21 protein-coding genes and 1 pseudogene are annotated in these 20,606 nt (G+C 42.8%); 3 read left to right on the plus strand and 19 right to left on the minus strand.

Translation table 11 applies throughout. From position 1 onward, the window contains the following. The 14 genes and pseudogenes from F6J94_RS12045 to F6J94_RS12110 form a co-directional block, all read right to left on the minus strand. Positions 1-193 (minus strand): annotated as a pseudogene (locus F6J94_RS12045) (sulfotransferase family protein); the annotation flags it as partial. Positions 194-316: 123 nt separating this feature from the next. Next, positions 317-622 carry a hypothetical protein gene (locus tag F6J94_RS12050; protein ID WP_293040143.1) on the minus strand — a complete coding sequence of 102 codons (306 nt, stop codon included), beginning with the start codon at positions 620-622 and terminating at the stop codon, positions 317-319. Between the two features lie 36 nt (positions 623-658). Then, positions 659-898 carry a Uma2 family endonuclease gene (locus F6J94_RS12055; RefSeq protein WP_293040145.1) on the minus strand — a complete coding sequence of 80 codons (240 nt, stop codon included), beginning with the start codon at positions 896-898 and terminating at the stop codon, positions 659-661. Positions 899-1,088: 190 nt separating this feature from the next. Beyond that, complete coding sequence (locus F6J94_RS12060; RefSeq protein ID WP_293040147.1) at positions 1,089-2,300, minus strand: transposase; 1,212 nt, start codon at positions 2,298-2,300, stop codon at positions 1,089-1,091. Between the two features lie 250 nt (positions 2,301-2,550). After that, entirely contained in the window at positions 2,551-2,904 is a 354-nt protein-coding gene (locus F6J94_RS12065) for a Uma2 family endonuclease (RefSeq protein ID WP_293040149.1), read from the minus strand. Between the two features lie 112 nt (positions 2,905-3,016). After that, positions 3,017-3,352, minus strand: coding sequence for a XisI protein (locus F6J94_RS12070; RefSeq protein ID WP_293040151.1), 336 nt, complete (start codon positions 3,350-3,352; stop codon positions 3,017-3,019). Between the two features lie 255 nt (positions 3,353-3,607). Then, positions 3,608-4,255 carry a Uma2 family endonuclease gene (locus F6J94_RS12075; protein WP_293040153.1) on the minus strand — a complete coding sequence of 216 codons (648 nt, stop codon included), beginning with the start codon at positions 4,253-4,255 and terminating at the stop codon, positions 3,608-3,610. Positions 4,256-4,298: 43 nt separating this feature from the next. Next, positions 4,299-4,925, minus strand: coding sequence for a type I restriction endonuclease (locus F6J94_RS12080; protein WP_293040155.1), 627 nt, complete (start codon positions 4,923-4,925; stop codon positions 4,299-4,301). A 142-nt stretch (positions 4,926-5,067) separates the two neighbouring features. Beyond that, entirely contained in the window at positions 5,068-6,042 is a 975-nt protein-coding gene (locus tag F6J94_RS12085; RefSeq protein ID WP_293040157.1) for an Rpn family recombination-promoting nuclease/putative transposase, read from the minus strand. A gap of 32 nt (positions 6,043-6,074) precedes the next feature. Further along, complete coding sequence (locus F6J94_RS12090) at positions 6,075-6,770, minus strand: hypothetical protein (RefSeq protein WP_293040159.1); 696 nt, start codon at positions 6,768-6,770, stop codon at positions 6,075-6,077. Positions 6,771-7,274: 504 nt separating this feature from the next. Beyond that, entirely contained in the window at positions 7,275-7,397 is a 123-nt protein-coding gene (locus tag F6J94_RS12095) for a hypothetical protein (protein WP_293040161.1), read from the minus strand. Between the two features lie 46 nt (positions 7,398-7,443). Then, the gene (locus F6J94_RS12100) at positions 7,444-7,779 is read right to left on the minus strand and encodes a XisI protein (protein ID WP_293040163.1); all 336 of its coding nucleotides are present in this window, start codon (positions 7,777-7,779) and stop codon (positions 7,444-7,446) included. Next, positions 7,767-8,183: a XisH family protein gene (locus F6J94_RS12105; protein WP_075903892.1), complete on the minus strand. Its 417-nt coding sequence runs from the start codon at positions 8,181-8,183 to the stop codon at positions 7,767-7,769. The genes F6J94_RS12100 and F6J94_RS12105 overlap by 13 nt, the downstream gene beginning before the upstream one ends. Positions 8,184-8,581: 398 nt before the next feature. Then, positions 8,582-9,232, minus strand: coding sequence for a Uma2 family endonuclease (locus F6J94_RS12110; RefSeq protein ID WP_293040166.1), 651 nt, complete (start codon positions 9,230-9,232; stop codon positions 8,582-8,584). Between the two features lie 191 nt (positions 9,233-9,423). On the opposite strand from F6J94_RS12110, the gene F6J94_RS12115 reads away from it, so the two are divergent. Further along, positions 9,424-9,711, plus strand: a complete 288-nt coding sequence (locus F6J94_RS12115; RefSeq protein ID WP_293040168.1) for a DUF1778 domain-containing protein — start codon at positions 9,424-9,426, stop codon at positions 9,709-9,711. A gap of 126 nt (positions 9,712-9,837) precedes the next feature. Here the strand turns inward: F6J94_RS12115 and F6J94_RS12120 are convergent, their stop codons facing one another. From F6J94_RS12120 to F6J94_RS12140, 5 genes are all read right to left on the minus strand, one after another. Next, entirely contained in the window at positions 9,838-11,376 is a 1,539-nt protein-coding gene (locus F6J94_RS12120; protein ID WP_293040170.1) for an NAD(P)/FAD-dependent oxidoreductase, read from the minus strand. Positions 11,377-11,655: 279 nt separating this feature from the next. After that, positions 11,656-12,417 (minus strand): ATP synthase F0 subunit B, encoded by a 762-nt coding sequence (locus F6J94_RS12125; protein WP_293017356.1) that lies wholly within the window; start codon positions 12,415-12,417, stop codon positions 11,656-11,658. Next, positions 12,324-12,878 (minus strand): pantetheine-phosphate adenylyltransferase, encoded by a 555-nt coding sequence (gene coaD, locus F6J94_RS12130; RefSeq protein WP_287313897.1) that lies wholly within the window; start codon positions 12,876-12,878, stop codon positions 12,324-12,326. The genes F6J94_RS12125 and coaD overlap by 94 nt, the downstream gene beginning before the upstream one ends. Before the next feature lie 205 nt (positions 12,879-13,083). Further along, positions 13,084-14,238: a transposase gene (locus F6J94_RS12135; protein ID WP_293040172.1), complete on the minus strand. Its 1,155-nt coding sequence runs from the start codon at positions 14,236-14,238 to the stop codon at positions 13,084-13,086. Next, positions 14,159-14,746 carry an IS607 family transposase gene (locus F6J94_RS12140; protein ID WP_293040175.1) on the minus strand — a complete coding sequence of 196 codons (588 nt, stop codon included), beginning with the start codon at positions 14,744-14,746 and terminating at the stop codon, positions 14,159-14,161. Before F6J94_RS12140 ends, F6J94_RS12135 begins: the two co-directional genes overlap by 80 nt. Before the next feature lie 241 nt (positions 14,747-14,987). Here F6J94_RS12140 and smc point away from each other — a divergent pair, with 241 nt between their 5' ends. Next, positions 14,988-19,046, plus strand: coding sequence for a chromosome segregation protein SMC (gene smc, locus F6J94_RS12145; protein ID WP_293040178.1), 4,059 nt, complete (start codon positions 14,988-14,990; stop codon positions 19,044-19,046). 350 nt (positions 19,047-19,396) lie between these two features. Continuing rightward, entirely contained in the window at positions 19,397-20,395 is a 999-nt protein-coding gene (locus tag F6J94_RS12150) for a PRC-barrel domain-containing protein (protein WP_293025554.1), read from the plus strand. Positions 20,396-20,606 lie beyond the last annotated feature (211 nt).

Consider the following 20,606-nt stretch of genomic DNA (forward strand, 5'->3'; position numbering starts at 1 on the left):
TCTGGGGTTGAAAATTATAAGCTGGATTAATCTCAGCTTTTGCACAGCGATCAGATTTCCTTTCCTCGCTACCGTAATAGTATAGGCTAAAGGGTTCATGAAGAACAATAAAGTCTCCCCTTGCTTGCATCATCATTTTAAAAGCGGTGGATGTTGATCGAAAAGTTGTCCATAATACCAAAATTTTTTTCATCGCTAGATCTCAATAGTAGATGTTAGAGTCAATGCCTCTGTTACCAGAGGACAGTTTATAAGGAGTACGTCACTTTAGGATCGTTCTGATTCCACCAAACAAAAATATGAGTGTCCAGAACAATCATAAAACCTCTTCATAACTATTCTCTATATCCCAGTCTTCTAGAGGGATAGCTGGCTCTTCAGGATCAGCATAGTATGCGTAGGGCTGCTTGTTTGCCAATGGATTAGAGGAATATTCCTTTTTGACTTCACCAATAGTGACAATTTCGGAAAGCTTATTTTGAATAGCTTCATTTAATATTTCTGAAGCCAGCTCCTCTACAGACATTCGTTTTTTCGCCGCCGCTTTTATCAAAATGTCTTGAGAAGTTTGACTAATTTTGATATTTGATATAATCATATTCAATCCCTTACAAATATTCAAACTTAATCTAATACTTGAGAAGAATAAACAGTCTTCTCAATCAAACTCAGGTGCCCAAACTTCCACCACAGGTAATTCCCAACCAGGAAGTAATTCTGGCACTTGCAGCACATCCCTATCCCCCAGCACAACCTTATCTCGATTAAGGCGATAAACTTCCATGGTGCGAGTTCTCGGATCCACTAACACCCCAACTTGAGTCCCCAATTCCAGAAATTGCTGAATCTTCCGGCGTAATTTAGCCAAACTATCAGTTCTAAATTTAACTTCAAACATCAAGTCAGGAAGTGACAGCTCCTACACTGACCTTACAGGTTCAGTGTAGGCTTCCCAGCCAATCCGGCCATCGCTTAGGAGGCGCTGGGCTTTAAGAACGGACTGCCGAGAGACGAAACCTTAGATAGTGGAGCCTTTATGGTTAGTCGGCTATGCATAAAAGGGTTAAAACTTTTTGATTAAGGCTCCACTATCTTACGGTAACTTCAAACCCTTCCGCTCTTTTTTTGATATTGATAGCTGCATTATGGTCTCGATCTAGGCTACATCCACAATGGGGACAATCGTGCCACCTTACGTGCAGTTTTTTCGGAACTTTCTTGCCACAATTGGAACAATTCTGTGAAGTATTCTGGGAACTTACTGGAACCGCCAATAAGCCAGCATTCTCGGCTTTGCTTTTTAGGATTTTCAGAAAGCTTGACCACCCGGCGTCCAACACAGATTTAGCCAATCTGGATAAGACAAGTCCTTTGACATTTAGCTTTTCGTGAGCGACTACATCGTATTTTGATAACAAATAATTAGCTGTCTTAAAATGGAAATCTTTCCTTTTATCAGCTACTTTTTTGTGCTGTAACCCAAGTTGCTTGATAGCTTTGAGTCTGTTACTACCTCCCTTTTTCCGTCGGGATACCCGTTTTTGAATAACTTTTAGCCTTTTTTGCGACTTTCGGTAGTATTGGGGAATCTCTATTGTTTCCCCTTCAGAAGTTGTCAAAAACTCTTTAAGACCAACATCAATGCCAACTATTGAATCAGGGTTAATATCGGGATTAACCTTCGGCGAAGCCGACGCTGCGCGAACGGGGACGGTATTATCTTCTAGAGATAATACCAAGTAATAGCCATCACACTTTTTGGTGATCGAAGCGGTCTTGATCTTAAACCCATTCGGCGTAGCCGACGCTTCGCGAACAGGAATAGGGCGATGCAGTACAACCTTGACCTTACCTATTTTGGGGAGGTTAATTAGATTACCTTCTAGGCACCCTTCTTTCATTTGAGGGTAAGTAAAGGTACGGTAGCGGTGCCATTTTTTAAACCTAGGTCTTCCGCTTCGCCTGCCGTTACTATCTCCTTTAATAAACCTGTCAAAAGCTAGTTTTACTCTCTTAACTACATCTTGGAGTACCTGAGAGTGAATCTCTTTATACCAAGGATGAGTCTTCTTGAGATTGGGTAAAGTCTTTTTCTGGGAGTAGTAATCTGGATTGTCCCTTAATTCGGGAAGATGGCAGACAAGAGGACAAGCATTGATTGAGCAGCGATTTTGTTCGTACCAATAAAACCGGTCAGCCAACAAGTAATTGTATTGAGCACACAGCATCGATAGCCAGTTATCTATCTTAGTTTGCTGATATTTTGTCGGTTTTAACCGGTACTGATACGCGATTATCATTTGACATTTACTCTTGTTTATCGACCTAGTAATATTATACTTAACGTCCGTTCATATAGCAATGGATATATACTAATTTAATAATAAACAATTAAAAATTATTATTACCGATTTTGAAAAAAAAACAACTGGAACAAGAAGCCAATCACAGAGGAATGAACTCATCTGAGTTGATTAGGAGTTTGATAGCTCGTTTCCCTGTTTGCGTAGCGGAGGCCGTAGGCCAATCCATGCATATCCTGTCCGCGATTCATCCCACACTCATGGCGTAGCATTGAGATGTGGGGCTTCTCGCGGATGAAGCTAACTCCGCGTAACCTTCTGTAGTGCGAGGTAAGCGTTCGGCTAGGATAAAAGAAGCATCGGGAGCGCGGACATCTCCATCTTCGTTTGGTAAACGAAAACCACCACTAGAAGCAGTTACCCTGCCTAGTCTACGAGGTCGTACCCAGTTTGATAACTGGGTAACAATAGCAGCAGCTACTTCATCTGATTCTAACCCTGAAGGACTCATAACAAGAATTTCTCCATCCACTAGTTCCATCTGATAATCAGGATGTTCAGCTTGCAGTTTTTCTAAGTCTTTTACTGTTAAACTAGGCATTGTTAAAATCTCCTATTTATTTCTAGCGATTATTGCATTAAAGTCCCCCTTATTAAGGGGGATTTAGGGGGATCCCTTTTCACTTCATGGAAAATAGAATTGCTATATTTAATCAATCAACAGCAAATCCAGTATATTGACGTTTATAAGGAGCATGGTAAGCTAAGACAATATCTTCAGGGGGAACACCCCATTCTACTAATTCATTAGCAACGCCAATTTCTGTGCCATCATGTTGTATCCAAATTTTGTCGTTTTTAAGGTCAATTTGGAGAACACAGCCTCTTAAACGCCGATTGCCATGCCACCCCACATTCATCAGTTGATAGTGATCTCCTTGAACATCAAAGATTTTTTGGACTTCAATATCTCCATATCTAGGCTTATATTGCCCGTATTCATTGATGAGTTTTTTTACTAATTCTCTATAGTGATTTATTTTTTCCATTGTTTAATAACCTCTTGATTGATCATTTTTTTAAAATGTAAACATAAGAGTGATGGTAAAAGGGAGCAGGGAGCAGGGAGCAGGGAGCAGGTAACAGTAGTAAAGAGCTCCGAAGAATTTTTGATGTTATGAGCAATCATGCAATATTATTCATGACCTATTTAGAAATGCTATTCAATTAGTTTGGGTAGTGTTTTAGAAGTCAATTCCATTACTGATTCCTATCGGTTTATCCCCCAAAACTAAACTATCAATTTATTGAAGCAGTTGCTTTAGTCTTTGGCGAAAGGCTCGTAATGCAGGACTTCTCCCGGTTTCACGGCTTTGAGCTAAAACGTCTGCTACCAGATCCCTAATCGGTAATCTGGGGAAGGTCGGACTGGTGGTAACTTGCCGGTACTCACCTCCTTGCAACAGGTCAATCCTGAGTTTATTTTTTTCATAGCGCCAGAGTTCAGGCACACCTAAGTTGCCATAGACATCCAGTTGAGTCTTGGAGGTAACATCCACTTCAATGGCTAGATCTGGCGGTGGATCAATAGTGAGATCGACGCGCCGCTTGCCTCGCATTCTAGCGTGGTTTTGGATGTAGAAACATTGATCCGGTTCAATGCCACTGTCCATATTTTCTCCCTTGAAGGTAGTGGAACCAAAGCACTCGCAGTCGATTTCTAACTCATCAAGCAAAATTTTAACCAAATCACCGAGCAGTTCTTTATCGACTTCGTGTTCTGGGGTAGGCATTCTGATTTCTAAGGTTCCGTGGCTATAGGCAATACGGGCAGAGCGATGTTCCCCTAGTTCTTCCAGAACAGACTCAAATTCAGCCCATTCTAGGTTATGAATCAACAGTCTTTGGCCTGGGGGAACGGTAAGTTGTTGGAGTAGGAGAGTAACAGCCATGGTGAATGTTCTATGATTTCGGATTGTGGATAAAGATCAAACGTTAATCTAATACCAATTGACCAATAGCTTTGAGAGCAGCTAAAACTTGCTCCAGTTCATTTTCCCTGTCAATAGATAAGGCGTAAGAACGACCATAGATGGGAACATCTGCTGGTTGGAGTTTAACAAACACAAACTCTCTCCCATTGACTAGAAAACCAAACCTTGGCTTGTCACTGTTGGATCCATCCAGCATATAAGCTAGAGCTTGAGGCAGTGCTGCCATCACATCAAACTTGGTACTTTTGGATTCGATCACCAGTATCCAAAGTCTCTGTCGCACTACTAAAACATCTATCCTGCCTCTTACAATTACTCGATTGTCTTCAGCAGCAATTGCCACAGAAGTTTCAGTTCTGATCGAAAAGGGTGGTTGAAAGAATCCAGCTAGATCGAGTAACGGTGATAGAACCACCATTTTTACAGCCTCTTCTAAGAGAGGGCGGCGATTAACCAAGTTAAAGTAGTTACTGCGGACTCTTTCCAGAGAACGTTTTTCCTCATCCGTTAAAGAGGGTAAGTTGTCTTGCCATTCTCGAAAAAATTGATGATCAGTTGTTAATTGTAGTTTAAAGTGTTCTTGCAGTTCTTCTAGGCTAAGATCTTGAGCTTGAATAGTTTGAACCATAATGAGTCATTGGTTGAATACAGTAAAAAGTAGTAGGGACGTAGGAGGTTAAGTCCATAGGAAAGTGAAAAGTAATCCCTTTTGATTCCCAATTTTTCCAAGAGGTCTAGTCTGATTTTAGGCAACTAAGGCATAGCTACCCTTAGTGAGAGTGCTCTTGGAGCCAGTTGAGTAAATCCTCACTGGTCTTAAAATCCCAGATTGCTTCTGATAAGCGTTCTAGATCTTGGGCATTCAAGGCTTCAAGCAATGCGTTCGCGTAGCGTCGGCTTCGCCGAATCGCATTACTTGTTAGTTTTCCAAAGCGGCGCTCAAGCTGTCGCAATAGTAAGCTTCTTTCGCCTTCTAGTATTGCCTTTTGTCTTGCCTTTTGTCTTGCCTCTTGTCTTCCCTCTTCTCGTCCTTCCCTTTTCGCTAGACTCAATGCACCTCGCCAGTCCTCCAAGAACATCTCCTGTTTGCGGATCTTTTCCAATTCTTCTACACTCAAGCCAGCTTGATTTGCTATAGTTAAAGCTTGTTCCAGCTGTGGGATTTCCCTCATCTGATCAGGAATAACTTCTAAGCTGGGAGCATCTTTGATAAAATAGATCCACTTATCTACCACACTTTCTAACTCTTCCAGCTGCTTAGTAAATTTGGGAAGTTCCACAAACACCATCTTTAATTCATTTTCCTGATAAGGCAAGTGGTCTTCTTCTTCTTGAAAGTAAAAACTGCTAATGACTTTCTCTGTTGAAGGGAACAGCTTAAAATCAGTGATAGTTAAAGCAATGACCGGATTGAGATCGAAATATCCCTGTCCTGATTTTAGTTGATTTCCGTAGGTTTTGCACAAATTATAAACGACTCGCTTCTCGAAAGCTTCCACATTCCAGAGTTGCATTTCAATGATCACAGTCGTTTGATCTTCTAATACTGCCTTAACATCCAGATAGGTGTCTTTTAAATCAACCACATCCCCCGCACTGTAGGGATCAATAATTTCTAAATCTTGGATGACCGAATTCCCGGAGTAAATCATGGCATTGAGGAAGGAAATCAGAATATCTTTACTCTGATATGATCCAAATATTTTCTTGAAAGCAAAGTCAGTTTTAGGACTGATGAATTTCATGGTTTTACAAGGTTAATTAAAGCGTTTAGTTATTAGCTAATGTGTTGAATTTTATAGTAACAGTTTTGGCTGGGAGGGTTTGCACTATAATCAGTTATATAACAGGGAACAGGGAACAGGGAACAGGGAACAGGGAGTAGGGAGTAGGGAGTAGGGAGTAGGGAACAAAAATTATCACAATTCCTACACGGATCCCTATATAGCGCTACGGGCAAGGCAAGAGGCAAAAGGCAAAAGGCAAAAGTGCGCTTTCCGCATCTAATTATTAAATTCGCCACGGGTCGCACCTCAAAGTTGACGTGCATTAGCTTTTCAGCTTTTATCAATGTCCTAACTTTAATGCATAGTGCTATATAGCGGTTTAAAAAAAGGTGATGGACAAATTTTGTCGTTGAATAAATACGGGATGATTTTAATAGTTTTGTGCCATGGGTATCTTGCCGTGCCATGGGCATCTGGCTGTGCCATGGGCATCTGGCTGTGCCATGGGCATCTTGCCGTGCCATGGGCATCTTGGTGGAACGGGCATCTTGCCGTGCCATGGACATCTTGGTGGAACGGGCATCTTGGTGGAACGGGCATCTTGCCCGTTTCAATTTCCGGGCGGGCAGTATGCGGGCATCTTGGTGGAACGGGCATCTTGGTGAAACGGGCATCTTGGTGGAACGGGCATCTTGGTGGAACGGGCATCTTGCCCGTTTCAATTTCCGGGCGGGCAGTATGCCCATGCCACTCATATTAATCCCTTGATTCAGAAGCGATGCAGCGCGGTCTTGGGGGTTTCCCCCGGAGACAAAACCTTAGATAGTGGAGCCTTTATAGTTAGCAGGTTATGCAGAAAAGGGTTAAATATTTTTTAATAAGGCTCCACTATCTTACGGTAAATTCAAACCATGAGCGACTGCATCAAGACAATGCCGTATCCCCAAGAGAGATCCGGTGGATTGCTGAAAAGCCAGGATTGATGATCGTGATTTTTTTGGCATCATGGAAGTAGCTCCTATTTAGGTGGGAGGAAAACCGCGCTGGAGATGATTAACGGGCATGACCAGCGCGGTTATTAGTATCAGTCTTTACCTTATATAGTATAGATAAATTCTCGAAAAAATGCAAGGGTTAATCAAAATATTTTACATTTATTTGCAATTAGTTTTATTAACCATTTTTACACTCACTTCTGTGTAATAAATTTACCTGATTTTTTTATTAACTGAGCTACAAATTATTGGTTTTTAGGGAGCAGGAATCCCCTCTGATCCCAGGGCTTTTTTTGGCGTCGGACTCAAATGTAATTGGTGGGGAGATAGGGAGATAGGCAGATAGGGAGATAGGGAGATAGGGAGATAGGGACGCACCCGTTCCCTGTTCCCTGTTCCCTAAAAAACCATAAATATCTACTTTCTAACCAACAGCAAATCCATCAAATTGACGCATAAATGGGGCATGATACCCTAGGACAATATCTTGTTTCGGTATCCCTAATTCAAGTAACTCATTCGCCACCCCAAACTCGGTGCCATCATGTTGAATCCAGATTTTTCCATCAAGAATATCAATGTGAATCAAAGGTCCGAAAACACGACGATAATTTTGCCATCCTGCATGAAAGACTTGGTAGTGATCTTGCTCAGGATCGAAGAATTTATAGACTTTGATATCTTCATTGGCTAACTTAACCAGACTATGCTTTTCCAAGGTTTCCTGAATCAAACGACGATACTGAATTAACTTATCCACTGCAAAATTACCTCCTGATTTGGCTCATATACCAATAGGTGTATTTGAGATTCTTTAATCGTTTGTTGTGCGAAAGGACGACGAAAAAACTCTTCGTAAGTATAAGTAGGAACGGCTAGATAAAGTTTACGTTCCGGTTGTTGCGCTTTTAAGGCAATTCGATAACTTAAACATTGTCCCACTGCTAAGTAAAATTCATAAATTGTAGAAGAACCGATAAAACTTTTCACCTCAACAGCAATTTTTTCAAGACCTTGCTCCGCTGCAATTAGTTTCTCTCCTGCCAGATCTATTTGAATACGAGCGTTATCAAAATCCAGGTAGAGTGGATCGTGAGTGATAATCCATCCATCCTTAATTAGTCCTCCTTTGACAGCTTCATGAAAATAATCCTTAGCAGACATATGATATGCTTTTCCTGAATTTTAGCAATAGTTCACGTTATTTCTTCTAGACTCTTAAAAGAAGCTATCCAACCACATCAGGCTTTTTTTAGTTAAAAAGATTTAACTTCTCAGTAAAACTCATGACCGCAAGGGTTTTGACTGGGGCAGAAATGCCCAACTGTGAGGTTGGTAAGCTCAAGGCGTAGCCGTGGGATGATCTGATATCATGTTCAGTTGAATACTTACACTCTAGTCGAATCGAAGGCAGAGGGCAGAAGGCACAAGGCAGAAGTAAAGAAGTAAGGTTTCAAGGAAGAAGGTTTTTTATCTCTAATTATCCGGACATGATATCACTCTTCCAGTCGATAGTGGTCACACAAAATAGCTTGAGATGAATGCTGCTGGCTATTTTTTTCCTACAAAGCTAGGTTAAAAATATGCTGTGCGGATAACTTGAACTGGGGAAAAGTCGTGGAAACAATGGGAGTATTTCCCGTAAAGGGCGTCATCTGATATTCGCCGTCAACTAAATGACAAACAAAAAATGTGGGTTGCTTGGGGTTGCCGATAAACTTTCTCGCCCCCAATGCGGCATAATCGATAATCCAATATTCTTCGATCCCCATCTCTTCTCTTCGAGACGCTACGCGAACATAATCTCTAAGCTTATTGTAGTAATCGTCACGCCAATTAGTTGAAACAACTTCGACGATTAATTTGACGGAATCAGGATTTTGAATAATTGATTCGCTTTCCCACCGAGATTCCGCCCCCATAACGTCTTGATTCAAAACAATAATGTCCGGTTCATAACCTGAGTTTTCCCGTTTTGGTTTAACAATTGACTCTCTAGGAATAGTCCAAATGCCTCCTTTGTCTATCTGCCTGATAACTATCAATAGTTGCTCGATCAGAGAACCGGTTAGATTTGAATGTTTCCCCTTTGGCTTGGGCATTTCGATAATTACTCCATCATACAGTTCGTACCGGACTTCTGAGTTTTCGGGATACCAGCTGATAAATTCATCAAAGCTGTATAATTTCTGTTCGGCTTTGGCTTGAGTCATAGATCGTTCTTCTTGAAGCTGAAATTTATGGTGACAAAATGACACTATTCTGTTATATAGTCTTTATGGCATTTACCAGGTACGCTGATCAACCTCAAAGTCCCCCTTTTTAAGGGGGATTTAGGGGGATCCCTTGGTACCTAATGGGATAGAGAATTGCTATAGTGAAAGAAATTGAGGCATAAATTCAGATGGCAAGTACCACTCCTAATGATACTCGTGTGACAGCTAGGCTTCCTGCATCGGTCAAAGATACTTTACAAAAGGCTGCGGATTTAACGGGGGCAACCTTAAATCAATTTATGGTTCATGCTCAGGTTAAAGAAGCCCAAAAAGTGATTAATGCAGAACAGGTGATTCATTTATCACCCCAAGATGCGGATATAATTTTTAGTCTGATTGAAAATCCGCCTGCCCCTAATAAGCATTTAAAAGAAGCTATCCAACGGCATCAGGCTTTTTTAATTGAAAAAGATTGAACTTCTGGCTTATTATGATAGATACGGGTTTGAAGGAACGAAAGAGCATCCATTATTGTTGTTTTTGCCTTTATCTAGTTTAGGTAGTGCGTGAGAAGCCAGGAAAAGAAATAGAATCGATTAAATCTAAAAAATAGAACTTTGGAGAATATCAATAACTGCTGAAACAGCAGTTTGCACCGCTCCTTGAACTGAAGCATGATTAATTGCCAAGTGTTCCCCTGCAAAGAAAACACGGGGATTATCTACTGGATAAGCTTGACCGAGTAATGGTTGATAGTTCTCCCGATCTCCTGGAGCAAAATAGGCATAAGAACCAGAACCAGACTGATTATCTTCATCCCAAATACTATGAATAATATCATCAGTATAGTCTTTAATCTCAGGATGGAGTTGGGAAACTTCGTCTAAGGTTAAATCGGTTTTAGCTGTTTTTTCTAAAATCCTAAATTTTCTGGAATTATCTTCCCAGCGATAAGCAGCCGTTAATACTGATGGCTGATAAGAAATATCCTGATCTTTAGCAACAAAATGAGGTTGAGAAATGTTTGTTGAGTCTAATTGAGCATTATCACAAGGATACCAACACTTTTCTATATTTAAATCCGTAAAGCTACCACCCCCATAGACATGATCTGCAAATTCCCAAGGACGAGCGGTACAGTGTAATAGAGTTTTACTGGCACTGCAATACCCCAAATTGTTAATCGCTTCCCGTTGTTGGCTAGGTAAACTAGGCTCAAAATTAATCTGAGCCAGAGCAGTAGCAGGAATAGTACAGATAATATAGTCAAATTCTGCGATTTGTTGCTTATCCAGCTTATTCCAGACCAGCCGAACCCCTCTATCGGTCATTTCTATAGTTGTTACTCTGGCTTCAGTCTGGATTGTGCCTGATATGCTTTTAACCAAAGCCTTAATTAAGGTTTCCAGTCCTCCGATTAGCTCATATTGTTCTACTCGATGCCAAGCAAAGAAGTCAATTAAACCATTTAACAGAGATACTTTGTCGTAATGAATTGCTCCAGTAGCATGACCGAGTAACTCAAAAGCATCGGAAGAAAGATGACTGCGAAAATAGTCGGTAACCGTTAGGGTATCCCATTTCCTAACTTGATCACTGGTGAAAGTGGGTGCAAATAACTCCCATTTCTCTTTTTCAGTCAAAGAATCGATTAATTCTTCCAATAACTGGTCGTAAAGTTCCCCTGGGTCTTGTTGCTCATCAGGGGTTAAATTGTAAACACCAAACAACTCTTGGTAACTATCTAAACGAGTTTTCTTACCCCGTAGATAATAAAAAGCGGCGGGATTGTAATTAATAAAAGGTCTTTTTGGTAAATTAAATTTATCGATATAGTGTAATGTGCAGCCATGACTAGTAGGAATTCGCATTGCGCCTAATTCCCCATAAGTACCATCACTAAAATAATGAGTCTTAATTCTTCCTCCAAGGCGAGAATCAGCTTCTAATACAGTAACTTGATGGTTGAGTTGACTAAGTTCATAAGCACTAACAAGCCCAGCAATTCCTCCACCGATAATCGCAATTCGTTTGCGAGTACCACCTTGATCGTAGGGACTAAGGGAACCAGGATGACGATACAGGCGCTCAAAGGAAAAAGGTCGCTCTAACTCTTGTGTATGGCGGTAAGGGTTAAACATCCAGTGTTATCCTAAATTAGGGCTTAAACTGATTCTCCATCAAAAATGCGTTCGCGTAGCGTGACCTACGGCCAATCGCGTAGCGGCTCTTTAACAACCGAATAAATTAAATATTGCAATTATAATAACGATTATCTAAAATTATTATCCTTTTAATGCAAAAGGCAATATAAAAGAGGGTTTTCAGGTAATAAGCGTCAAAAAATACTGTACCTAATAAGTTCTAGAAATGTCCTTAGTTCTTAGTTAATCCTTAATCCTTAATCCTTAATCCTTCGTTCATCCTTTTTTTGACTTCGATGGGGTTTTAGGTGAGCGTGAACCCCCCTTACCATTGTCTTTCTTACCATTGTCTTTCTTACCATTGTCTTTCTTACCATTATCTTTCTTGCCAGAGTTTTGGGGTTTGACAGGACCATTGAGTTGCTGACGTCCATTGCGAATTACTCTAAGCATGTCACTGAGGTGCTGCTCAATATTGTAGAGCACTCCGTCAGCGTAGGCATCTGCCCCATTTTGAATTTCCTCACACTCCGCTAGGGTCATTTGGCGCATTTGCTCCAGTTCCTGCTGGGCTTTGCGGCGCATCTGCTCAAGCTCCGATACCGTTTGCTTGTGCATCGCCTCACACTCTTTTTGAACTTGTTGGCTGATTTGTTGGGCTTCGTGTTCCGCTTGCTGAATAATACCGAGTTCATCTAAAATCATTTCAGCACGCCGCTGAGCTGTCTCAATGATTTCTTGAGCGTACTGTTCAGCTTGCTGGATAATTGCATCGTGTTCTTCAATTATTCTAGTAGCTTGTTGAAAAGCTAAGGGCAAATTTTCCCGCACCAAGTCGAGTTGAGCCAGCAACAGTTCTTCATCAATCAGGGTGCGCCGGGTAAAGGGGATGTGGGGGCTATCGAAGATTATGTCCTCGATATAGTTAAATTGCCCCTGAATATCTATGTCTCCTGATCCAGGATTAAAGGATTCAGTAGGGTTTGGGGGTTTGTTTTGCTCGGGTGGGTCGTACCGGGATGATTCTTGGCGTAACATCGGTATATATCTAAGGCAACCTGTTGGGGGACAAGATGATCGACGGAGCCGCCAAATTTGGCAATCTCTTTGACTACGCTACTACTCAAGAAACTATATTCGTTAGAGGTGGCGAGAAAAACCGTTTCGATTTCATCCCAGAGGGTATGATTAGTATGAGCCATCTGGAGTTCCTTCTCAAAGTCAGAAAGCACCCTTAACCCTCGCAACAGTACTTGAGCTTTCTTCAGTTTGGCATATTCCACCGTTAAACCAGTGAAACTGTCCACTTCCACATTAGGTAAGTCTTGGGTGCAAAGTTTAATCTGCTCGACTCGCTCAAGCACTGTGAACAAGGGAGATTTATTTGGATTGCGCAGCACCGTCACAATCACCTTATCAAAGAGTCTACAGCCACGCTGGATGATGTCAAGGTGTCCTAGGGTAATGGGATCGAAGCTGCCTGGATAGATTGCAATCACGACGCAAGTATTACCAATGGGTTCAAGGAGTGATTATATAGCTTGTTTCACGGCGATGACATACTGAACTATTAGTGAAATATTAGTTTGTTAACTCATTGGTGATTAGTCACTAGTCATTAGTTATTGGTTTTTTTGATATAGTATAGAGCATTTTAATTGCAGCCGATACTTTTTAGCTACCAGAATCTACCAAGTGCAGATCCTAGCTCGCCAATGCAAGCTGATTTCTCAGCCAGGGGGTATCTCCCAAAGCCCGCAGGAAAATCCCACGAGCACCATTGATGTCCCGATCCATTGATCGGCCATCTATCTTTGACCTAATAGTTTTGCTGCCACCAATGTTAATCAATTCGCCAGTCCAACTGACAGTTTTGCTGGTGTAGGCTTCACAGACATCCACCACTAGCTTTCCTGTTTCTTGGGCTTTATGCTTCAAAAATTCCTTAAACCGGTAATGAGCAAAGGAAAGTAAATTGCGAACAGTCTTAGATCTGATCTTCCTGTTTCTTTTTTTTGTCATTTCTGACGTCTCAAAAGTAGGAAGCAGTATTACATCAAAGTTGTTAACTAAAAAACGAGCAGCTTTATGATGTAATTCGTTGACTAGATTCCGAATCTTTATGACCATTCTTCTGGCCGCCTTTCTCCTTCGACGCTTCTGTTTACCTTTTGCCTTGCTTATTTCTGACAAGAGTTGATCTAGGTGGGAACAGAGTCGCTGAATTCGAGAAAAGTCACCATGGCCAATCTTACCCACAGAATTCTCGCTAAAGAATGTTAAAAATGTTCTAACACCAGGGTCTAAAGCCACTACTCTACCTTGGTTCTCGGTCTTAATTTGAGTGGTCTTATGGGGGACTGTTAAATAGTAGTCCCCATTGGTGCTAGTCAATCGACAATCGCCAATATTGTCAGGAAGGTTCTCAGTAAAAGTTAATTCACCTAGTTTTGTATGGTAGATACCTTTGGCTGATACGGCTGATTTAGGGATATAGCAAGATTGAACAGGATTCTTGCGATATCTAAATCTAACCCTATTGATCTGGCCGGTTTTCTGGTATTTTTTCTTAGCTTCCCTGACGGCAGTGCAAGCATCCTTAATCGCTATAGATTTAATTTGATAAGGTACTGCTTTGCACCACTCGGGAAGGTCATTCAAAATACCAGTTTTGATGGCTTTCCAGTTAGCTTTAACTTCGCTATTCTCAAGGATTTTGACGGTTTTATTGAATACATAACGGGACACTCCAAACCACTGGCGGATAATTACACGTTGCTCAGCATTTAGGAATAGTCGGATCTTTTTTGATTTTTGACCCGTACTTTCTGAGTCCGTGGACACGATAAGAAAAGACATCAATGATCGAGAGAATATCTGCGGTGAGTTCTGATTCTGGGCAACTTTTAGGTTGGTCGAGAACCAGGATTTTTCCACCGTTGATACTGACCAGGTACTCAAAGAGTTCAAACCCAAATCGGGTGAGTCTGTCTCTACAGGCAACAACAATTGTGAGTTGATCGCCGCACATAAGTCGTTCCAGTATGGTTTTAAGTCCTTGTCTTTTGTAATTGAGTCCCGACCCGATGTCAAAGATGATTTCCGCTTCCGGGAAGAGGGAGTGCATGTAGGCGACTTGTCGGGCAAGATCGTCTCTTTGTTTGCTGCTGCTGACTCGGCAATAGCAGATGGTAGCTGATTGTCTTTGTTGTTTTCTCCCGAGGCTAAGCAAGCTTTCGGTGTCAAAGAATCTGGTGCCGCCTGGTGTTTTTTCGCATTTAATCGTGCCATCGTCTGCGTACTTCCTCAGAGTGTTCTTAGAGAGTCCCGTAAGTTCGACCGCCTTACGTAGTGGTACAAGTGCCATGTTTATAATCTACCACTTATTTGAATATTTTGGTAGATTATTGTGGATTTTTGTTAATTGTCACAAACCCCTAAACTGTCCCCCCTCCATCCGCCATCCGTTCCATCTGTTAACCCATTTACATCATATATTAACCCATCAGTTGCGCCATCTGCCTATTGCCCATGCTACGCTGATCAGCAATGTGTTCAGTACGCACACTCTGTGTGACCAACCGGTTAACCTAAACCCAGAAACGCCTATGGTACACATCAAGCGAGTGGAACTCTCGCGGTTCAAATCCTTCGGCGGCACCACAAAAATCCCCCTCCTGGAAGGATTTACCGTAATTTCTGGGCCAAACGGGTCAGGCAAATCCAACATCCTTGATGCTCTTCTATTTTGTCTTGGTATCGCCAGTTCCAAAGGAATGCGAGCTGAACGCCTTCCTGATTTAGTTAACCACAATAAAGAACATCGAGGCACTGTCGAAGCCAGTGTCACAGTTACCTTTGACTTATCTGACTTCAATAACTATGACGAGTTACAGGTTAAAGAGTTGGAGGAACCGTTACAGGTTAAAGAGTTGGAGGAACCGTTACAGGTTAAAGAGTTGGAGGAACCGTTACAGGTTAGCAAGTTACAGGTTGAAGGTTCAGAAAATAACCTTGGCCAAAAGGCCACGCTACGCGAACAACCCAATAACCTTCAACCCAATAACCTTCAACCCAATAACCTTCAACCCAATAACCTTCAACCCAATAACCTTCAACCCAATAACCTTCAACCCAATAACCTTCAACCCAATAACCTTCAACCCAATAACCTTCAACCCACTAACCTTCAACCCAATAACCTTCAACCCAATAACCTTCAACCCAATAACCTTCAACCCAATAACCTTCAACCCAATAACCTTCAACCCAATAACCTTGGCCAAAAGGCCACGCTACTCGAACAACCGTCAACCCCTGACCAACCTGCAACTGATCTAGAATGGAGTGTGACCCGACGGCTGCGAGTCACTAAACAAGGTAATTACAGTTCCCAGTACTACATCAATGGTGAACCCTGTACTGTTACTGCACTTCATGAACAACTCAATCGCTTGCGGGTTTACCCAGAAGGCTACAATGTTGTCCAGCAAGGAGACGTCACTAGCATTATCTCAATGAAATCCAGAGAAAGGCGGGAGATTATTGACGAATTAGCTGGAGTTGCTGCCTTTGACCGCAAAATTACCCAAACTAAACAAACCCTGGCCACTGTTAAAGAGCGAGAAGAACGCTGCCGAATTATTGAACAAGAACTGACCGCTCAACGCGATCGCTTAGCTGCTGACCGTGCTAAAGCTGAGAAATATCAAAAACTCCGTGCTGAACTCCAACAAAAGCAACAGTGGGAAATTGTTCTAAAATGGCGATTGCTCCAGAAGCAAGTATCCCAACTCCAACAGCAGATTGATGCTGCTAATACAAAAAAAGCCCAGCTGATTGCTCAGATTACTAGCATTGAGGAACAAATAAACCAAACTACCACTGAACTTGACCAACTCAATGCTCGGGTCAAAGCCTTAGGAGAAGAAGAGCAAATTGCGATCGCATCCACCCTTGCCACTCAACAAGCCGAACAACGTCAATTAAAAACCCGACAGCAGGAACTAACTGAGAACCTACAAAATGCCGCTGTCAATCTCCAACGTACACAACAGACAATTCAACAAGTCGAGCAAACCCTGCAACAGTTGATCGCAGAAAAAAATGATCTAGAGACCTTGTCTAAAACCTCCTTACAAGTGGCAAGGGATGAGGCCCAAGCTGCTCTCAACCAAAGCCGAGAACAAGCCAATGCGATCGCAGCCGCTAGTGATGCCTGGGTACAACAACAAACCACCCTCACCAAGCAGATCGACACCCTACTCAAAACCATCAACCCCCAACGCACGGAGCAAGCTCAACTCCAAGAGCGTCAGAATCAGCTAAATCGGCAAATCGAAGACCAAACCCAGCAACTGCAAACCTTAGAACCAGAAATCGCCACCAAGCAAACCCAAGCTGTGGCATTAGACACCCAATTAACCACTTATGCCCAACAAGTCCAGTCCCTCGCCCAATCCTTAGGGAATACCGAACAACAACTACAACTCCAACAACAAACCCAAACTCGCCTGCTCGGGGAACAACGGCAAAAACAACGGCAACTCGATAAACTAGAAGCCCAAGCCCAAGCTCAACAAGAAGCCCAAGGGACCTATGCTACTAAAGTTATCCTAGAAAGTAGTATAATAGGAGTTTGTGGATTAGTCGCCCAATTGGGTAGAGTTGAACCCCGCTATCAGCTAGCCCTAGAAATTGCCGCTGGCGCACGCCTCGGGAATTTAGTGGTAGAAGATGATAGTGTCGCAGCGGCTGGGATCGAACTCCTCAAACAAAAACGCGCTGGCAGAGCCACCTTCTTACCTCTGACCAAAATCCAACCTAGGCCATTTACCGAAACCGTTGTGCTACGGTATGCTAAAGGCTTTGTTGACTACGCCATTAGGCTAATTGATTGCGACCCCCGTTACCAAAAAGTCTTTGCCTACGTGTTTGGGTCTACGGTAGTCTTTGAAACTCTCAATGATGCCCGTACCTACTTGGGTAAACACCGCATCGTTACCTTAGATGGGGAAATCTTGGAAATAAGCGGTGCCATGACTGGTGGTAGCACCAGTCACCGTTCGGGATTGCACTTTGGTACCAGTGACACCATGGAGTCCTCTGAAATCCGTAGCTTGCGAACCCGGTTAGCGGAAATTGAACAGATTTTAAACCATTGTGAGGGATTGATTACTACCGAATCTGCCTCAGTCAAACAAATTACCCAGGAATTGACAGAAACTAGGGCAAAACACTCGGAAACAAAATTACGTTTGGAACAGTTACAAAGGGAGATTGAGCAATCTCAGACCAATCAAGCCCAAATGCGATCGCTTCTGGCTAAAAACAACCAAGAACTCTCCGCCGCTACTCAACGGCTAGAGACCATAGCGATAGAGTTACCCCAACAAGAATCCCAACTTGCCCACTTACGGCAACAACTCGCTAAACTGGAGGAGTCTCAAACTCATAACGAGTGGCAACAGATTCAGAACACCATTAAAACCCAAGAAACTCAGTTGCGCGAGTGTGAACAAGCCTTGAGAAATACCGAGAAACAGCTACAACAGAAGGAGAATCAGCAGCAGCGCCTCAGGGATAAACTTACCGAAGGCCACCGCCAAATAGCAGACTATCAAACCAAAATCGAATCTTGGCAACAGCAGCAATCAGCAATTAACACTCAGTTAGAGACACTCACCGAGCAAATTACCCAAACTACAGTTGCCTTACGCCAGTTAGAGGAGAAATTGGGGCAAGAAAAACAAAAACGCGATCGCACCGAGCAACACCTACAAAACCTGCGCCAACAACACCAAGAAACCTCTTGGCAACAGCAAAAACTCCAAGAAACCCAGTCTGCTAGAGCAGAAAAACTTGCTAGTCTCCAAACTCAACTCCAAGACCAAGCTGCTGAATTACCAAACCCGTTACCAGAAATACCTCAAATTGTCAAAAAAACTTCCCCCTCTAGTGATAAAAAAAGCTCAGAGGTAATTGCCTTGGACTCCCTAGCTGCTCAACTAGAACAACTACAAAAGGAACTGCGCAACGGACAGAAACGTCTACAGGCTATGGAACCCGTGAATATGCTCGCATTAGAAGAATATGACCGAACTCAAACTCGCCTCCAGGAACTGTCTGAGAAACTGGAAACCATAGCTGGTGAACGGACTGAACTGTTGCTAAGGATAGAAAACTTTACCACCTTGAGGTACCGTGCTTTCAAAGAAGCCTTTGATGCCGTCAATGAAAATTTCCAAGCCATATTTGCTGAACTCTCCGATGGGGACGGTTATTTACAACTCGATGATCCAGAGGACCCCTTTAGCGGTGGACTCAACCTGGTGGCGCACCCCAAAGGTAAACCGGTGCGGCGGCTAGCATCTATGTCAGGAGGAGAAAAATCCCTCACAGCCCTTAGCTTTATCTTTGCCCTACAACGCTACCGTCCCTCGCCATTTTATGCTTTTGATGAAGTCGATATGTTTTTGGACGGGGCAAATGTCCAGCGATTAGCTAAAATGATCAAACAACAGGCTAAACTTGCGCAATTTATTGTAGTAAGCTTACGCCGTCCTATGATTGAGTCTGCTCAACGCACCATTGGTGTTACCCAAGCCAGGGGAGCATACACTCAAGTATTGGGTTTAAAACTATCACCCAAAAGTACGGTTAACTAGATAAAATCCCATTCATCAAATCCATTATTATTGTAAGCATTCAGCCCAAGGCTCATCAGCTATAAGCCGTTCATGATTGATTTTGGAGAGAACCGACCCACGAACCCCTCGTCCGAAGGGCGTCCTGTACGAAAAAAAAACCGATGTTCAGAGGTTGTATATAACCTCTGTAGTCTGTTGATCAACCTAAGGGTTGCATTACCTTAGCTGAAAGCTGAAAGCTGTTCGCGTAGCGTGGCCAAACGCGCCCCGCGTGGCCAAAGGCCTTTAGCTGAATGCTCACGTATTAATGCTCACGTATTATTTATTTTTAATCCATCAGGAGTATAGCTCAGGAAAAGCGAGATATAATGACAACGGAACAAATTCGTCCACGCTCCGATATCTTAAATACTCAGGTAATTACCCGTGACAATGGTAAGCGCCTCGGAGTCGTCAAGGAACTCTTGGTAGATATAGACAGACGGCAGGTTGTGGCACTGGGTCTGCGAGATAACCTTCTGGCAGTAGCCGGTATGCCAAAGTACATGCTCCTGAGCAGCATTCGGCAATTTGGTGATGTCATCCTGGTAGATGATCAAGACGTTATCGAAGATATTGATGTCGATGCCTATAGTACCCTGATTAACAGCGAAGTGATCACCGAAACCGGTGAACTCTTAGGTCGGGTTAGAGGCTTCAAGTTCAATGTAGAAGATGGCACCGTTTCCGCCCTAATCATTGCATCAATAGGGTTACCCCAAATACCCGACCAGGTTATTAGTACTTATGAGCTACCCATTGATGAAATTGTCAGCAGTGGTCCAGACCGATTAATTGTATTTGAGGAAGCTCAAGAGCATCTGATCCAGTTAACCGTCGGGGTCTTAGAGCGTATGGGGATTGGCAGACCCCCTTGGGAAAAGGACACAGAAGACCCATACTATACTCCAACGGCTAGACCAGAAAATCAACTGGGAACGGGGATTCCAATACGTACTCCTATCTCTCAGACAGTAGAGAATGCCAACCGAGCCCAAGATGCCTGGGATGACGATTGGCAAGAGCCAGAACTAGAGCCGATCAGACGAGAAGCACCAGTCCCGAAGAAGTATGTCGAAGCCAGATTAGAAGAAGATAACTGGAGCGATGAACGGAAAGAGTCCCCTCAGCCAGTGCGCTACGAGCAGCCAGTCTATAGCTCACCCGAGCCTTCCTATGGTAAAACCAACACCCAGGACTATGACAAGTACGAAGTCGAGGGTGATGCCTGGGATGATGACCGCTCCCCAGAGCCTTACAAAGCACCGCGAGTCAACATTCCTGAGAAAAAGAAAGCTCCAGAATACGAAGAAGAGGCTGGTTACTAATTAATGACCATAGTTGAGGGTTGTTTGTTGAGGGTTGTTTGTTGAGGGTTGTTTGTTGAGGGTTAGCTGTCCGGCAAAAGAAGCCCCACACCTAATGCGTAGCATAGGTGTGGGATGAATTTTGCACAGGGTATGTATAGAATTGCTATAATATATGTCCTGATAAACAAAGCCGTTCGCGTAGCGTGGCCTACGGCCTTAAATGCTGGTT

Source organism: Moorena sp. SIO1F2, assembly GCF_010672755.1.
Classification (GTDB): domain Bacteria; phylum Cyanobacteriota; class Cyanobacteriia; order Cyanobacteriales; family Coleofasciculaceae; genus Moorena.

What these genes read in the sequence shown, in the direction of transcription:
- F6J94_RS12055 (WP_293040145.1), bottom strand. Translation starts at nt 898, where the DNA reads ATGTTTGAAGTTAAATTTAGAACTGATAGTTTGGCTAAATTACGCCGG.
- F6J94_RS12060 (WP_293040147.1), bottom strand. Translation starts at nt 2,300, where the DNA reads ATGATAATCGCGTATCAGTACCGGTTAAAACCGACAAAATATCAGCAA.
- F6J94_RS12065 (WP_293040149.1), bottom strand. Translation starts at nt 2,904, where the DNA reads ATGCCTAGTTTAACAGTAAAAGACTTAGAAAAACTGCAAGCTGAACAT.
- F6J94_RS12070 (WP_293040151.1), bottom strand. Translation starts at nt 3,352, where the DNA reads ATGGAAAAAATAAATCACTATAGAGAATTAGTAAAAAAACTCATCAAT.
- F6J94_RS12075 (WP_293040153.1), bottom strand. Translation starts at nt 4,255, where the DNA reads ATGGCTGTTACTCTCCTACTCCAACAACTTACCGTTCCCCCAGGCCAA.
- F6J94_RS12080 (WP_293040155.1), bottom strand. Translation starts at nt 4,925, where the DNA reads ATGGTTCAAACTATTCAAGCTCAAGATCTTAGCCTAGAAGAACTGCAA.
- F6J94_RS12085 (WP_293040157.1), bottom strand. Translation starts at nt 6,042, where the DNA reads ATGAAATTCATCAGTCCTAAAACTGACTTTGCTTTCAAGAAAATATTT.
- F6J94_RS12090 (WP_293040159.1), bottom strand. Translation starts at nt 6,770, where the DNA reads ATGGGCATACTGCCCGCCCGGAAATTGAAACGGGCAAGATGCCCGTTC.
- F6J94_RS12105 (WP_075903892.1), bottom strand. Translation starts at nt 8,183, where the DNA reads ATGTCTGCTAAGGATTATTTTCATGAAGCTGTCAAAGGAGGACTAATT.
- F6J94_RS12110 (WP_293040166.1), bottom strand. Translation starts at nt 9,232, where the DNA reads ATGACTCAAGCCAAAGCCGAACAGAAATTATACAGCTTTGATGAATTT.
- F6J94_RS12115 (WP_293040168.1), top strand. Translation starts at nt 9,424, where the DNA reads ATGGCAAGTACCACTCCTAATGATACTCGTGTGACAGCTAGGCTTCCT.
- F6J94_RS12120 (WP_293040170.1), bottom strand. Translation starts at nt 11,376, where the DNA reads ATGTTTAACCCTTACCGCCATACACAAGAGTTAGAGCGACCTTTTTCC.
- F6J94_RS12125 (WP_293017356.1), bottom strand. Translation starts at nt 12,417, where the DNA reads ATGTTACGCCAAGAATCATCCCGGTACGACCCACCCGAGCAAAACAAA.
- F6J94_RS12135 (WP_293040172.1), bottom strand. Translation starts at nt 14,238, where the DNA reads ATGTCTTTTCTTATCGTGTCCACGGACTCAGAAAGTACGGGTCAAAAA.
- F6J94_RS12140 (WP_293040175.1), bottom strand. Translation starts at nt 14,746, where the DNA reads ATGGCACTTGTACCACTACGTAAGGCGGTCGAACTTACGGGACTCTCT.
- smc (WP_293040178.1), top strand. Translation starts at nt 14,988, where the DNA reads ATGGTACACATCAAGCGAGTGGAACTCTCGCGGTTCAAATCCTTCGGC.
- F6J94_RS12150 (WP_293025554.1), top strand. Translation starts at nt 19,397, where the DNA reads ATGACAACGGAACAAATTCGTCCACGCTCCGATATCTTAAATACTCAG.